The 12,900-nt window shown below is 63.0% G+C and carries 12 protein-coding genes; 1 reads left to right on the forward strand and 11 read right to left on the reverse strand.

The window, feature by feature from the left end; translation table 11 throughout:
• Positions 1 to 7 precede the first annotated feature (7 nt).
• The 10 genes from ASD63_RS14540 to ASD63_RS14585 all read right to left on the reverse strand — a co-directional run bounded on the left by ASD63_RS14540 (position 8) and on the right by ASD63_RS14585 (position 11,564).
• Entirely contained in the window at positions 8 to 1,093 is a 1,086-nt protein-coding gene (locus ASD63_RS14540; protein WP_034805176.1) for a DUF1513 domain-containing protein, read from the reverse strand.
• Between the two features lie 79 nt (positions 1,094 to 1,172).
• Positions 1,173 to 2,162 carry a magnesium transporter CorA family protein gene (locus ASD63_RS14545; protein ID WP_034805161.1) on the reverse strand — a complete coding sequence of 330 codons (990 nt, stop codon included), beginning with the start codon at positions 2,160 to 2,162 and terminating at the stop codon, positions 1,173 to 1,175.
• 241 nt (positions 2,163 to 2,403) lie between these two features.
• Positions 2,404 to 3,519, reverse strand: coding sequence for an imelysin family protein (locus tag ASD63_RS14550; RefSeq protein WP_034804513.1), 1,116 nt, complete (start codon positions 3,517 to 3,519; stop codon positions 2,404 to 2,406).
• Positions 3,519 to 5,048, reverse strand: coding sequence for a di-heme oxidoredictase family protein (locus ASD63_RS14555; protein ID WP_034804510.1), 1,530 nt, complete (start codon positions 5,046 to 5,048; stop codon positions 3,519 to 3,521). The genes ASD63_RS14550 and ASD63_RS14555 overlap by 1 nt, the downstream gene beginning before the upstream one ends.
• Positions 5,049 to 5,097: 49 nt before the next feature.
• The gene (locus ASD63_RS14560) at positions 5,098 to 6,378 is read right to left on the reverse strand and encodes an imelysin family protein (RefSeq protein WP_029742958.1); all 1,281 of its coding nucleotides are present in this window, start codon (positions 6,376 to 6,378) and stop codon (positions 5,098 to 5,100) included.
• A 189-nt stretch (positions 6,379 to 6,567) separates the two neighbouring features.
• Positions 6,568 to 7,854, reverse strand: coding sequence for an RsmB/NOP family class I SAM-dependent RNA methyltransferase (locus ASD63_RS14565; RefSeq protein WP_034804507.1), 1,287 nt, complete (start codon positions 7,852 to 7,854; stop codon positions 6,568 to 6,570).
• Positions 7,855 to 7,990: 136 nt separating this feature from the next.
• A complete protein-coding gene (locus ASD63_RS14570) occupies positions 7,991 to 8,365 on the reverse strand; it encodes a septal ring lytic transglycosylase RlpA family protein (RefSeq protein ID WP_034805152.1) in 375 nt (124 codons plus the stop codon).
• Between the two features lie 460 nt (positions 8,366 to 8,825).
• Entirely contained in the window at positions 8,826 to 9,701 is an 876-nt protein-coding gene (locus ASD63_RS14575) for an SDR family oxidoreductase (RefSeq protein ID WP_034804505.1), read from the reverse strand.
• The gene (queG, locus tag ASD63_RS14580; RefSeq protein ID WP_034804502.1) at positions 9,689 to 10,861 is read right to left on the reverse strand and encodes a tRNA epoxyqueuosine(34) reductase QueG; all 1,173 of its coding nucleotides are present in this window, start codon (positions 10,859 to 10,861) and stop codon (positions 9,689 to 9,691) included. The genes ASD63_RS14575 and queG overlap by 13 nt, the downstream gene beginning before the upstream one ends.
• Before the next feature lie 10 nt (positions 10,862 to 10,871).
• Complete coding sequence (locus tag ASD63_RS14585; RefSeq protein ID WP_034804500.1) at positions 10,872 to 11,564, reverse strand: glutathione S-transferase family protein; 693 nt, start codon at positions 11,562 to 11,564, stop codon at positions 10,872 to 10,874.
• A gap of 161 nt (positions 11,565 to 11,725) precedes the next feature.
• On the opposite strand from ASD63_RS14585, the gene ASD63_RS14590 reads away from it, so the two are divergent.
• Positions 11,726 to 12,532, forward strand: a complete 807-nt coding sequence (locus tag ASD63_RS14590) for an undecaprenyl-diphosphate phosphatase (protein ID WP_034804497.1) — start codon at positions 11,726 to 11,728, stop codon at positions 12,530 to 12,532.
• 165 nt (positions 12,533 to 12,697) lie between these two features.
• On the opposite strand, the gene ASD63_RS35680 is transcribed toward ASD63_RS14590, so the two are convergent.
• Positions 12,698 to 12,859, reverse strand: coding sequence for a hypothetical protein (locus ASD63_RS35680; RefSeq protein WP_034804494.1), 162 nt, complete (start codon positions 12,857 to 12,859; stop codon positions 12,698 to 12,700).
• Positions 12,860 to 12,900 lie beyond the last annotated feature (41 nt).

Below are 12,900 nucleotides of genomic sequence, written 5' to 3' on the forward strand. Positions count from 1 at the left end.
CTTAGGCCTAAGCCAACCGCACGATGTGCTGGTCCCAGGCCACTCGGCTCTTGTTAGCCTTGAAGTGGCCGTCATAGGAGGAAACGGCAAAGCCGTGGTCGGCACTGGCGACCCCCGCCGCATCGGCGACGCGCTCTTCCTTCAGCACGGTACCGGTTCGTGCATCGAGCATCACCGCCACGCCGCCCTTCGGCGAAGTCAGTCCGATCAGCCCCTCGTTCCGGTTGACGGCGATGGCGCCGACATAGTTCGCCAGCGCTTCCGTCGTGCGCTCGGGCAGAGACAGGAACTTCAGGTCTTCGCCCTGGGAAAACGAGCCGACGAGCGGCGGCAGGTCGCTGCGCGCACCCTCATACTGGCAGGCAAACCAGATCTCGCCCTTCGGACCGATATCGACATGCCGGGTCGACAGGCGGCTCAGATCATCCGGCAGACCGTGCTTCTGTACGAGCGCGCCGGTTCGCGTATCGACCAGCGTCAGGCTCGGCTCCATATGGTCGAGATTGAGCTTGGTGCGGCCAAAATCCGGATGGGTCTCGATGCCGCCATTTGCAATCGCCAGCAGTTTCCCGTCGGCGCTCAGCGTCATGTCGTGTGGGCCGATGCCGTAGGTCGGGAATTCGCCGATGCGGGTGAAGTGGTCGCTGCCGTCATAGATGCCGACCATGCCGCGATTGGCGGCAAAGTCGTTCTCGGTGGCGTAGAGCAGCTTGCCGTCTGCCGAGAAGCAGCCATGGCCGTAGAAATGCCGGCCGTCGGCAGCGGTGATCACGATCGGCTCGGCCGTGCCGTCGGTTGCAAGGATCATCGCATAGGTGCCCGGCCTGCGGGCAAAGGCGACGATGCGGCGGCTGACGGGCGAATAGGCCATGCCGTGTGCACGGGCCGGCAGCGCCGTGCGGTCGATGATCTCGCCCGCTTCCGTCAGCGTCGCGACGCCATAGCTGCCGTCCGGCGCCATGAAGGCCGAGGCAAAGACGGCGTCGGCCCTGGTCAGGGCGAAGGCTCGCTCAGGCGCGAGGCTCGCCACCCAGGCCGCGCCCGCCATCCTCAGGAAACTGCGCCGGTCGATCAGGCCCGTGGCGGCTGTCATGCCATCCTCGCTCGTCATGGAAATTTGCAAGCCCTGGGCGGAGTGCCCGCTCAGGGCTGCGATGCAGCAGGTTGCGCGCTCAGAGCCAGCCGCGCCGCTTGAAGTAAAAATAGGGCACGATCGCCGAGATCACCATCAGCATCAGTGCCGCAGGGTAGCCGAATTCCCATTGCAGTTCCGGCATCACCCCGAAGTTCATGCCGTAGATCGAGGCGACCAGCGTCGGCGGCAGGAAGACGACGGCGGCAACCGAGAAGATCTTGATGATTTGGTTCTGCTCGAGGTTGATGAGGCCAAGCGTCGCGTCGAGCAGGAAATTGATCTTGTTCGACAGGAACAGCGCGTGATCACCAAGCGACGTCGCGTCCCGCTGGATCAGCTTGATCCGCTGCCGGCTTTCCTTGCCTGCCTTGCGCGGCCCCATGCCTTCGAGCGCCACATGATAGGCGACGAGCCGGCCGATGCTGACCAGGCTTTCGCGGATGACCGTCAAAAGGTCGCCCTTCTGGCCGATCTGCTCGATCAGCGACTGCAGGTCGCGCGTCTTCTTGGTGGCGCTGGCATTGGTCTTGCGGAACACATCCCGCGAAATTCCGTCGACCTCGCTGCCGGCGCGCTCCAGCGCATCCGCCGTACGGTCGATGATCGCCTCAAGCAGCCCGAGCATCACCAGTTCGCCGCTTTCGCAGATCTGGCCGTTGGCCTTCTGGATGCGGTTGGAAAAATTCTGGAACGGCTTCGGGTCCGCGTGGCGCACGGTAACCAGCGTCGCGCCCTTGAGAATGAAGGTCACCGGCACCTTGACCGGATAATCGCTGTCGAGCTTGGCGGCGGCCGTCATCGTCATGAATTCGGCGCCGGCCTCCTGGTAGAGGCGGTCGGAAAGCTCGATCTCCTGCATCTCGTCGCGGGTCGGGATCTCGATGCCGAGCTGGCCTTCGACGAGCCGCGTTTCCTCGGCCGATGGATTGTAGAGGTCGTACCAGATTGCCGGCGTCGGCAGGGCGATGCCGTCGATCATGTCGACAAGCACGAGGTGGCTGTTCTGGCTTTTGTAGATGCGCAGCATATTGGGCTCCATAGGGCGAGTCATCCGACCGCCTGAAGCCCTGATCAATCAGGACCGGACGGCCGTGAGCGTGAAGGCTCGACTTCGACTGTCGGGGTTCATTGGGAGTTGGTCCTTGTGGTGAAACGTGCCCGCGAGAGCGGACACGGGAAGCGCTTTGCGCCCAAAAACCTTGATTGTCAACACTCGGCGCTCAACCGGGATGCGGGCGGAAACCGCGCACATGTTTCCTCATCCCGCTCTAGTCGCCGTCGGCGAAGGAGAAGCCGGCGCCAAGCCCGATCGCGCCGCCGAAATCCTTGTTCAGCCGATCGAGAAGGTCGTTGGTATTGAGCGACAGGAAGGCGAGCTTGGCCCGTTTGTCCTTGTCCTCGAGCGCCTGATCGATCGGTCCGTCGATGTTGCCGGCCATGCCGATCACCGACTTGAAGACGAAGTCGGCTGAACCCGCGACCGAGCGGCTGTCTTCCGGCAAAAGGCTCTGCATGTCGGCAACGTCGAACAGTGTCTTCAGGCCTCGCACGTTGGCGGCGATCGACGGCATGGTGTTGCCGGAGCGCCAGTAGATCGCGAGCTTCGGATGTCCCTTGTCGTCCTTGCTCTCGTAGAACGGCTTCAGCCGCTGGTCCTTCACCGTCTCGACGCCATGGACGAGAATGCCGAGCAGTTCTGTTGCCGCTTCGCGGTTGTCGCGGAACTCGGGATTGTCAGGGCCCGGATGTTTCCAGGCCGCCTGAATGCCATCGGGCTTCTGCCATGCGGCCAGGAACTCGTTGGCGATCGTGTCGAGGTTCTTGGTGATCGCCAGGCCGTAGCGGCAGCGGAAATCGCCATCCTTGTTCAGAAGTGACTCGGCGCCCGTGCCATAGAGCACGTATTCGAGCGCGCCGAGCCCTTGTGCGGCGACGCTCTTGCCCTTGAGTTTGGCCTCGTCCGTTGCGCTTTCATCGTGCTTCGAAACGATCGCCTGCACCTGCTTCAGGCCCGTGCTCTTGCGGTCGGGGTAGAACAGGAACCGCTCGAAGCGGTTCTGCTCAAGTGCCGGACCAAGCCTCACCACCTCGATCGCCGACCAGGCGCCAACCATCTCGGAAAAGGCAACGCGAGCGCCATCGACCGTCGCCTGCGACGGCGCCGCGCAGAGCTTGGCCGTGGCCTGCGTGGCGGCAGCGGTCTTTTCCGTGAGGTTGCGATAGCCGGGGATGATGAAGTCGTCGACGGCTTTGGCCATGACCGCCGGCACGGCCGCCTCGTTGACGACGCGCGGCGAGAGCGCGCTTCCTTCCTGGGCCACCGCCGGGAAAACGGCCGTCAAGGTCAGGGCAAAAGCGAGAGTAAGCGTATGCGTACGGGGCATCAGAGTGACTCCAGGAAGGCAAGGAGATCGCGGCGATCGCTTGCGGCAAGGGCGGCAAAGGCGTCACGGGCCTTCTGCCCTTCGCCGCCGTGCCAGAGGATCGCTTCGGTGAAATTGCGGGCGCGTCCGTCGTGGAGCAGGAAAGTGTGCCCACTGACGGTCTTCGTCAAGCCGATGCCCCAAAGCGGCGGCGTGCGCCACTCGCGGCCGGTGGCCACACCCACCTGCTGTCCGTCGGCAAGACCCTCGCCCATGTCGTGCAGCAGGAAATCGGAATAGGGCCAGATCAGCTGGAACGACTGCGCCTTGTTGGCCGCGTCCCGGCGGGTGACGAATTTCGGTGTGTGGCAACTGGTGCAGCCGAGTTCGTAGAAGACCTTCTTGCCACGCAGTGTCTCCTCAAAGCTCGCCTTGCGCCGCGCCGGCACGGCCAGGTTCTCCGAATAGAAGGTCACGAGGTTGAGCACCGGGTCGGGCGCTTCTGTGGGGCCAAGGCGTGCCTGCTCGCCGGTCGGCATGGTCAGGCATTGTGCCTGGGCCGCGGTGCAGTCGCCATGCGGGCGGTCGGCGTCGGGTGAAGAGATGCCGATGTCGGTGGCGAAGGCATCGGCGCTCTGTTGCCGCACGGTGGCGTTCTGCGCCTTCCAGCCGAAGCGCCCGAGCATGAGCTTGCCGGTCCTGGCGTCGCGCGTCAGCGCCGGCCGTCCGCTGATGCCGTCGCCATCCCTATCGTCGGGGTCGGCAAGGGCGAGGATATCCGCCTCGTGGATCGCCTCGATCAGGCCGAGGCCGATCATCGGCTGCGCCACACGCGGCGAGAGCGTGGTTTCCGGATCGAGCGGGCCATAGGCGAGATCGGCCACCGAATAGCCTGGTCGGCGCAGAGAGGCCGTTTCGCCGTCGGGGAAAGTGAAGGGCTCCTCGGTGTAGCTGATCTTCAGATGGCCTTCGGCGGCAAGGCCGGGCACGGCGCTATCCTGAAGCTGGGCGCCATAAACAGCGTCGCCGAAGTTCACCACCTCGTGCGCCGCAATCATCCGGCGCTCCTCGTCGTCGCGGGGCGGCCGCGCCAGGCGGAAGAACATCGAGGTTGTATCGACGGCACCTTCCGGCGGCCGGCCGCGTCCGTCCTTCAGGTGACAGCTCTGGCAGGCTCGGGCGTTGTAGAGTGGGCCGAGCCCGTCGGAGGCCTGTGTGGAGGAGGGGGAGGAAACCCAAAGCTTGCGAAAGAGCGCGTTGCCGAGCTTGAAGCCCTCTTCCTCCTGGAAGGTGAGATTGGCCGAGAATTGCGAAAAACTGTCGGCATTGACGGGCGCGATCGAGGTCGCGGCACCGCCGGACATTGCTTCGAAGGTTTCTGCCTTGGAGAAATCGGTCGCAGGCCGCGTCACCGCCTGGACGCGCTGGCGGTCCTTGTCGTTGAGGTCGGAGCGTTCGGTCAAAAGGCCGTCGCCGGCGAAGGCGGGCAGGGCCGTGAAAAGCGCTTGAACGAGAACAAGCGCGCAAAGGCGGAAAGCGCCAGATTTCATCTCAGGAGGATCGGGCCGCGTCTTTGTCGATGCGGCCCGCCTTTTCAGCTTATTGGAAGACGGCGTTAGGATTATCCAGGCTGTCGGAACCTTCAAGCTCGACAGTGCCGAGATCCAGCGACGCAATGACGCGCTGTACGGTCTTTGCTTGGGCGATCAGGCCGTCGATCGCCGCCTGAACGGTGGCGTTGCCCTCGGCATTGCCTTCGCCGATCATCTGGTCGTAGGCCTCGGTCGTTTCCGCGCGCTTGGCCATCGCCTGCATCTTCTCGACCGTGGTCGAAAGGTTGCCGGCCATTTCCTTGTCGAGCGCTGCATCCTTGGCGGCGACGAGTTCGGACAGCGACGGGCCGGTCATCTTCGTGCCGTCGACGCGGGTATATTCGCCGGTATAGGCCGACTGGATGCCGATCGCATCGTGCAGGTGCGAGTTGTGCGTGTTGTCGGAGAAGCAGTCATGCTCTTCTTCCGGATCGTGCAGTAGCAGGCCGAGCTTCATGCGCTCGCCCGCCAGTTCGCCATAGGAGAGCGAGCCCATGCCGGTGAGGATGGCGACGAGACCAGCCTTCGGATCGGCCTCGACCGCCTTGGTGGCGGCACCATCCGGCGTCCAGTTGGCAACCATCTCCTTGAGGTCGGAAACGAGCAGCTCGGTCGCAGCCTTCAGGTAGGCGGCGCGGCGGTCGCAATTTCCGCCGGTGCAGGCCTTGGTGTCGTAGTCGGTGTAGGGGCGGTTGCCGGCGCCGGCCTTGGTCCCGTTCAGGTCCTGGCCCCAGAGCAGGAACTCGATCGCGTGGTAGCCGGTCGCGACGTTCGCTTCGATGCCGCCGGCTTCCTGCAGCGTGCCCGCCAGGAATTCCGGCGTGATGTTGGAGGCGTCGACGTCCTTGCCGTCGATCTTGATCGTCTTGTTGGCGATGACATTGGCGGTGAACAGCGCGTTCTCGTCGCTCTCGGTGCCATAGCTCGGGTCGACATAGTCGATCAGGCCCTCGTCGAGCGGCCAGGCGTTTACCTTGCCTTCCCACTCGTCAACGATCGCATTGCCGAAGCGGTAGACTTCGGTTTCCTGGTAGGGGTTGCGGGCCTTCTTCCAGGCGTCGCGCGCGGCCTTCAGCGTTTCTTCGCTCGGCGTCGCGATCAGCGCGTCAACGGCCTTGTCGAGCGCTTCTGCGGTCGTCAGCGCGTCTTCGAACTTGGCGTGGGCGACGGCGGTGTAGTGCTTCACCACGGCGGCGGCATCGGTTGCGGCATGGGCCGGCTGCAGGGCCATCGCCGAGGTCGCCGTCATCAGCGCCAGCGCGGCGCCCCGGAAAAATTTCTTGGTCATGACCCTCTCCTGTTGCGTCCCCCGGCGCCGTCGAACGAGCCGCAAAACATGGCGTCGTTCAGCCGTCGAGCCATCAGAAAAGGCCCCGCCGAGCTCGCTTCTCATGAACCAAAAGCAAACTTGTGTCAAAGTGTATAGTTTAGAACGCTTTCAATCTGATGCGCGTCTTTTGCCGATCGTCAAACGGCGTTAACCCTTGCGTTGCATCAGGCAGAAGAAGAAGCCGTCCGTGCCGGTGGAAGCGGGTGTCAGCGTCACCGTCTTCATGTCCGCCGACCAGGGCTGCGGCTTGTCGGTGCCGAACAGCGTCGCCCAGATATCGGCGGCCGACAGGATCTCGAATTCCGGATTGTCTTCGCAGAAGCCGTAGACCTGCGCCTCGTTTTCCTCAGGCAGTACCGAGCAGGTGACGTAGATCAGATGGCCGCCGGGACGGACGAACTGGGCAGCGCTTGCCAGCGCTTCTTCCTGCTGGGAGATGCGCTCTTCGAGGTTCTTCTGGTTCAGCCGCCACTTGGTGTCCGGGCGACGGCGCCAGGTACCGGTGCCGGTGCAGGGCGCATCGACCAGCACGCGGTCGAAACGGCCGGCAAGCGGCGCGAGGCTGTCGGTGGATTCATGCACCTGGACATTGCGGGTGCCGGCGCGCTTCAGCCGCTCGATGATCGGGGCTAGCCGCTTGCGGTCGGTGTCGTAGGCGTGCACCTGGCCCTTGTTGTTCATCGCCGCCGACATGGCGAGCGTCTTGCCGCCGCCGCCGGCGCAATAGTCGAGCACCTGTTCGCCTTCCTGCGGATAGGCGAGATCGGCGACGATCTGCGAGCCCTCGTCCTGAACCTCGAACCAGCCCTTCTGGAAGGAAAGCTCGGCCGTGACGTTCGGCAGGCGCGAGGCGCCTTCGCCGGCGGGAATGCGGATACCATTACGGGCGATCGTTGCGGCCTCGGCACCGCTACGCTCCAGTGCCTTCAGGACCTTGGCGCGCGACGCCTTCAGCGTGTTTGCGCGCAGGTCCAGCGTCGGCCGGCCGGCGAGCGCCTTGGCTTCTTCCAGCCAGTCGTCGGAAAAGTTCTCTTCAAAGGAGGCCTGGACCCATTCGGGGATGTCGCCCTGCACATGGGCCGGGGCGTCCTCGATCCGGCGCGACCTGAAGGCTTGAAGCTGTTCGGCCGGTGCCTCCGGCGCGAACTTGTCGCCATCGAGCTCGGCGGCCAGCGCCTCGGGCGAAAAGCCCCACTGGCGGTACATCACCGCGTGGCCGAGGGCCGAGGCGCTGTCGCTATCCATCAGGTAGGCGTGGGAGAGCTTCATGCGAAGGGCGTCGTAGACGATGTTGCCGATCGCCGAGCGATCGCCGGATCCGGCGAAACGGTGGCCAAGGCCCCAATCCTTGAGCGCGTCGGCGACCGGGCGCTTCCGCTTTTCGATATCCTCAAGAACCTCAATGGCTCCAGCGAGCCTGCCGCCCAAACGCATCTTCGATCAACTCCTTTTTCGCCGTGGTAACGGCGATGGCATCGAAGAGCAAGACGGCGGAGAAGATTAACCGCCGGGAACGGCCTTTAGCGAAGTAGATCCACCCGCCCGCAGGCCGGGTAGCAGTATTTCAAGATCAGGAATTGACGACGCGATAGCAGACGCTGGCAGTGCCGGAGCGGACCATGCCGATCTGCGATGCTGCAGCCTTGGAAAGATCCATGACGCGACCGCGGATAAACGGGCCACGATCGTTGATGCGAACGATAACGCTCTTGCCGTTGCGCTTGTTGGTGACCTGCACCTTGGTGCCGAATTTCAGGCTGCGATGGGCGGCCGTCAGGTGAGCGGCATTCATGCGCTCGCCGGAGGCGGTCTTGGAGCTCAGCGCATACCAGGATGCGCCGCCGCAGCCGGCGCCGGCTGCATGGCTATCGGAAACGGAGACGAGACCGATAGTGGCCGTGAATAGCGCTGCAGCGGCAGCAGTCGTGATCTTCGCTGGCGTCAAACTGGCGATCCCCTCGGTCAAAACACTTGGTTAAAAACTTCTGAGAACCGCTAATTGGGGCGAAAAATGGCAAAAACGTGCTTCAACCATTTACGCTCTATTAGGATTTATTAAAAAATGACGAAATTTCAAAAACGAAGATTGTTTGAAATAGTTTAAACGCAGACAGGAGTTCTTTGGAATCAGGGGTTGAGCGTTCGCCAGCCTCCGCACGCGAGCCGAACCCGCCCGTAATCGAAAAATTTCATTAAAAATTTCGAATTGGACCAATTTTCCGGAATCCGGATGGTCGAAAATTCGTTACTAGCGCGCAGGTTGTATGAAATTAACCAAGTATCGAACGATTATCCAAAGAATGTCACAATTGCGGTGGCCCAGCCCTGGCCATTACTGACGGACTGACTATCGACGTTCTATAAGCATTACGGGTTATGCTATCTGGCGGGTGCCGTATTGCATTTCACTGTCCGCGCCACGCGCCCGACTGCCAAAGCTGTGCAAGCGAGACGCGATAATCCGGAAAGGCAAATTCAAAACCGGTTGCACGCATGCGGGCATTCGAAACCCGCTTGTTTTCTCCATAGAAAGTGCGGGCCATCGGTGACAGTTCGGCTTGCTCGAAGGGCGTTTCCGGCGGCGGCTCGACGCCCATCAGCCGGGCGGCTTCCGCGACCACGTCCTGCGGCGGCGCCGGCTCGTTGTCGGTGATGTTGAAGACGCCGCTGGTGCCATTGTTGGCGAGGAACAGCGCTGCGGCGCCGATATCCTCGACGCGGATTCGATTGAACACCTGGCCGGGCTTGACCAGCCGCCGTGCCGTGCCGTTTTCGAGATTGCAGAAGGCGTTGCGTCCGGGGCCGTAGATGCCGGAGAGCCTGAGCACCGCGACCGGAATATCCTGCTTCTTGCCGAAGGCGATCCAGGCGTCCTCCGCTTCCACGCGCTCGACAGAGCGGGCCGAGACCGGCTTGCGCAGCATGTCCTCGGTGACCCATTCGCCGCCATGGTCGCCATAGACGCCGACCGTTGAGAGATAACCGATCCATTCGAGGTTCGGTGCGATCTGCGTGAGGTCCGGGCTCGTGGTGCGGAACATGGGATCGCCATCGCGACCGGGCGCGATCGACTGGATCAGATGAGTTGCCTTGCCGAGGGCGGCGGCTAGGTCGTCGGAGATCGTCTCGCCGTCGAAGAGCACCGGGCGGAGGCCGGCCCTTTCGAGTTTTGCCGCCTTCTCCTCGCTCCGGGTGGTGCCGATAGCGCTTGTGGCCGTTGGGGCCATCGCTTTTGCGATTGCCGTACCGGAGTAACCGGCGCCAAGGATCAGGACATGCATCGGCTCACTCCCGCGATCTGCCATTCGTTGAGGACGTCTTCGTCCGTCTCTGGCTCGCATTGTTCGGCAAATTCCGCAAGCGCCGCAGGCGCGACCAATCGTGACAGCGCCCACACCGCCATCGCCCGCACCACGGCTGAGGTGTCGTTGACGCGGGCCTTGACTGCGGGCACCAGCGCCTGGCTGCCTGAATTGCCGGCGGCGATCAGCACGTTCCGCACGAACCGGTCGCGACCGATGCGCTTGACCGGTGAGCCTGAGAACAGGCTGCGAAAGCTCGGATCATCGAGGTCAAGCAGGGTTTCGAGCGACGGCGCCTTCAGATCGTCGCGTGCTCTGAGCTTCATTTCCGAGGCTGCCTGCGCGAACTTGTTCCAGGGGCAGGCGGCAAGACAGTCGTCGCAGCCATAGATGCGGTTGCCGATCAGCGGCCGGAATTCGGGATCGATCGGCCCCTTGTGCTCGATCGTGAGGTAAGAGATGCAACGTCGCGCGTCGATCCGGTAGGGCGCCGGGAAAGCGTCTGTCGGACAGGCATCGAGGCAGGCGCGGCAGGAGCCGCAATGGTCGCGCTCGGCTTCGTCGAAGGCGAGGTCCGCCGTCGTGAACAGGCTGCCGAGAAAAAGCCAGGAGCCGAATTCGCGGCTGACCAGATTGGTGTGCTTGCCCTGCCAGCCGAGGCCGGACTGCTCCGCCAGCGGCTTTTCCATCACCGGGGCGGTATCGACGAAGACCTTGACGTCCTCGCCAGCGCGCGCGGCAAAGCGGGTCGCGACTTCCTTGAGCTTGCCCTTGATGATGTCGTGGTAGTCGCGGTTCTGGGCATAGACCGAGATCGCACCGCGATCGGTCCGCTCAAGAATGCCACGCGGATCGTGTTCCGGGCCGTAGTTCATCGCGAACATGACGACGGAGCGCACCTCGCTCCAGAGCGTGCGCGGATCGGAACGGCGCTCGGCTGTCTCTTCGAGCCAGTCCATCGTGCCGTGAAAGCTCTCGTCGAGAAAGTCTCGAAGCCGGGCCGGTGCTTGCGGAATGGCATCCGGCCGGGTGATGCGACAGAGATCGAAGCCCTTGTCTGCCGCCTCTGCCTTCAGGAACGCCGTCAGCTTCAGCCGGCGCCGTTCCTCACTGTCTGCCTTGGCATCGATGCCGGGCACGGTATTCGCCTCAGAAGTCGAGATCCGCATAGTGCGGAACGGGGGTGACGCCGCGCACGCGCTCGGCAAGCAGCGGCCGGAAGGAGGGGCGGGACTTCAGCCGCTGGTACCACTCCTTGGCGCTCGGGGCGTCCGACCAGTCGATTTCGCCGAGATAATCGAGCACGGACACCGTCGCGGCGGCGGCAAGATCGGCATAGGAAATCCGGTCGCCGGCAAGCCAGGTGCGCGTGCCCGCGAGCCAGGAGAGATACTTCATATGCTGGCGGATGTTGGCGCGCGAGGTCCGCAGGACCTTGCTGTCGGGTGCGCCGCCGCCCTGGTCCGGCGTCATCTGCAGCTTGAAGATCCGCTCGCGCACCAGCGGCCGCGTCACATCGGCTTCCATCTTCTGCAGGAACCATTCGACCAGCCGGCGGATTTCCGCGCGCTGGAACGGATCCTCGGCCAGAAGGCGGCGATCCCGCTTCATGATGCCGTTCGTCTCGTCGAGATATTCCGAGATGATCGTCGCCCCACAGAGCGCCCTCATACTGTCGTCAACATAGACCGGTAGCGTTCCGGCCGGGTTCAAAGCCAGGAAGTCGCGCCGGTTCTCCCAGGGCTGCTCGTCCGTCAATTCCGTCTGGTAGCCGTATTCCGAAAGGATCAGGCGAACGAAGCGTGAAGCGGCGGACATGGGGTGGTGATACAGTGTCGGCATCGATGATCTGGCTTCTCAGGGCTTTGGCTTGGGGGCGTCAGCGTGGCGGCGCAAGCGTCTGGCCACGGCTCATGTGTTAGAGCTATAGAAATTTGTGGTGGCAAACACAAGCGAATCAGCCTTTTCCTCCCACTCCAAAACTTGTCAGGAAATTCTCATATATGGCGGATCAATCGATCATCAGTGCGCTTGTCCTCGGTCTGATCGAGGGCCTGACGGAGTTCATCCCCGTCTCATCGACGGCGCACGTCCTTCTCGCCGGCCACTTCCTCGGCTTCAAGTCGCCGGGCAACACCTTCGCCGTCCTCATCCAGCTCGGCGCCATTCTGGCGATCCTGCTCGTCTATTTCCAGAAGCTTCTGTCGATCGCGCTGGCGTTGCCGACAAGCATCAAGGCGCGCCGCTTCGTCGTGTCAGTGCTGCTCGCCTTCCTGCCGGCGGCGGTCATCGGTGCCATTGCCCATGATTTCATCAAGACGGTGCTGTTCGAGACGCCTGTCCTGATCTGCGTCGTACTGATCGTCGGCGGCGTCATCCTTTATGCGATAGACCATCTGCCGCTGAAGCCGCGCTATACCGACGTGATGGACTACCCGCCGTCGCTGGCGCTGAAGATCGGCCTGTTCCAGTGCCTGGCTATGATCCCCGGAACGTCCCGTTCCGGCGCGACGATCGCCGGCGCCCTGCTGATGGGCACCGACAAGCGTTCGGCCGCCGAATTCTCGTTCTTCCTGGCGATGCCGACCATGGTCGGCGCCTTTACGCTGGACCTCTACAAGAACCGCGATGCGCTCTCCTTTGACGATTTTACCCTGATTGCAGTCGGTTTCATTGCGGCCTTCGTCGCCGGCATCTTCGTCGTGCGCTCATTGCTCGACTTCGTCTCGCGGCGCGGTTTCACGCCTTTCGCCATCTGGCGCATCATCGTCGGGATCGCCGGCCTGATCGGTCTGTGGCTGCTTGGCTGAGCAGAACCGACGATCTCAGAATGACAAAAGGCGCGTCCCGGACGCGCCTTTTTCTTTGACCTGTTGTCAGGCCCTAAAAACAAAGCCGCGTGCGTCTCATGGTGAAACGCACGCGGCTACTGGCCCCCGCCAATAACTTTTGATGCCTCGTCGAGGCGCCGGCCCTTAGTGGCCGGAAAGGTCGATCGATGCCGTGGTGCACGGATCGACGCCATAGGCCGGTGCGCAATCCTTGCCGCTGCTGGCGACCGTGTTCGGCGCCATGAACGAGCCAGCCAGAATGATCAGTGCCGCACACGCAAAAAAGATTGCGATCGACTTGCCCATGGACGCTATGCCTTTCGAGATTGATGCCGCCGCCCGCCGTC

The organism is Ensifer sp. Root558 (genome assembly GCF_001427045.1).
Classification (GTDB): domain Bacteria; phylum Pseudomonadota; class Alphaproteobacteria; order Rhizobiales; family Rhizobiaceae; genus Ensifer; species Ensifer adhaerens.

Coding starts and splice junctions, on each gene's coding strand:
- ASD63_RS14540 (WP_034805176.1), bottom strand. CDS start 1,093: ATGACAGCCGCCACGGGCCTGATCGACCGGCGCAGTTTCCTGAGGATG.
- ASD63_RS14545 (WP_034805161.1), bottom strand. CDS start 2,162: ATGCTGCGCATCTACAAAAGCCAGAACAGCCACCTCGTGCTTGTCGAC.
- ASD63_RS14550 (WP_034804513.1), bottom strand. CDS start 3,519: ATGCCCCGTACGCATACGCTTACTCTCGCTTTTGCCCTGACCTTGACG.
- ASD63_RS14555 (WP_034804510.1), bottom strand. CDS start 5,048: ATGAAATCTGGCGCTTTCCGCCTTTGCGCGCTTGTTCTCGTTCAAGCG.
- ASD63_RS14560 (WP_029742958.1), bottom strand. CDS start 6,378: ATGACCAAGAAATTTTTCCGGGGCGCCGCGCTGGCGCTGATGACGGCG.
- ASD63_RS14565 (WP_034804507.1), bottom strand. CDS start 7,854: ATGCGTTTGGGCGGCAGGCTCGCTGGAGCCATTGAGGTTCTTGAGGAT.
- ASD63_RS14575 (WP_034804505.1), bottom strand. CDS start 9,701: ATGCATGTCCTGATCCTTGGCGCCGGTTACTCCGGTACGGCAATCGCA.
- ASD63_RS14585 (WP_034804500.1), bottom strand. CDS start 11,564: ATGCCGACACTGTATCACCACCCCATGTCCGCCGCTTCACGCTTCGTT.
- ASD63_RS14590 (WP_034804497.1), top strand. CDS start 11,726: ATGGCGGATCAATCGATCATCAGTGCGCTTGTCCTCGGTCTGATCGAG.
- ASD63_RS35680 (WP_034804494.1), bottom strand. CDS start 12,859: ATGGGCAAGTCGATCGCAATCTTTTTTGCGTGTGCGGCACTGATCATT.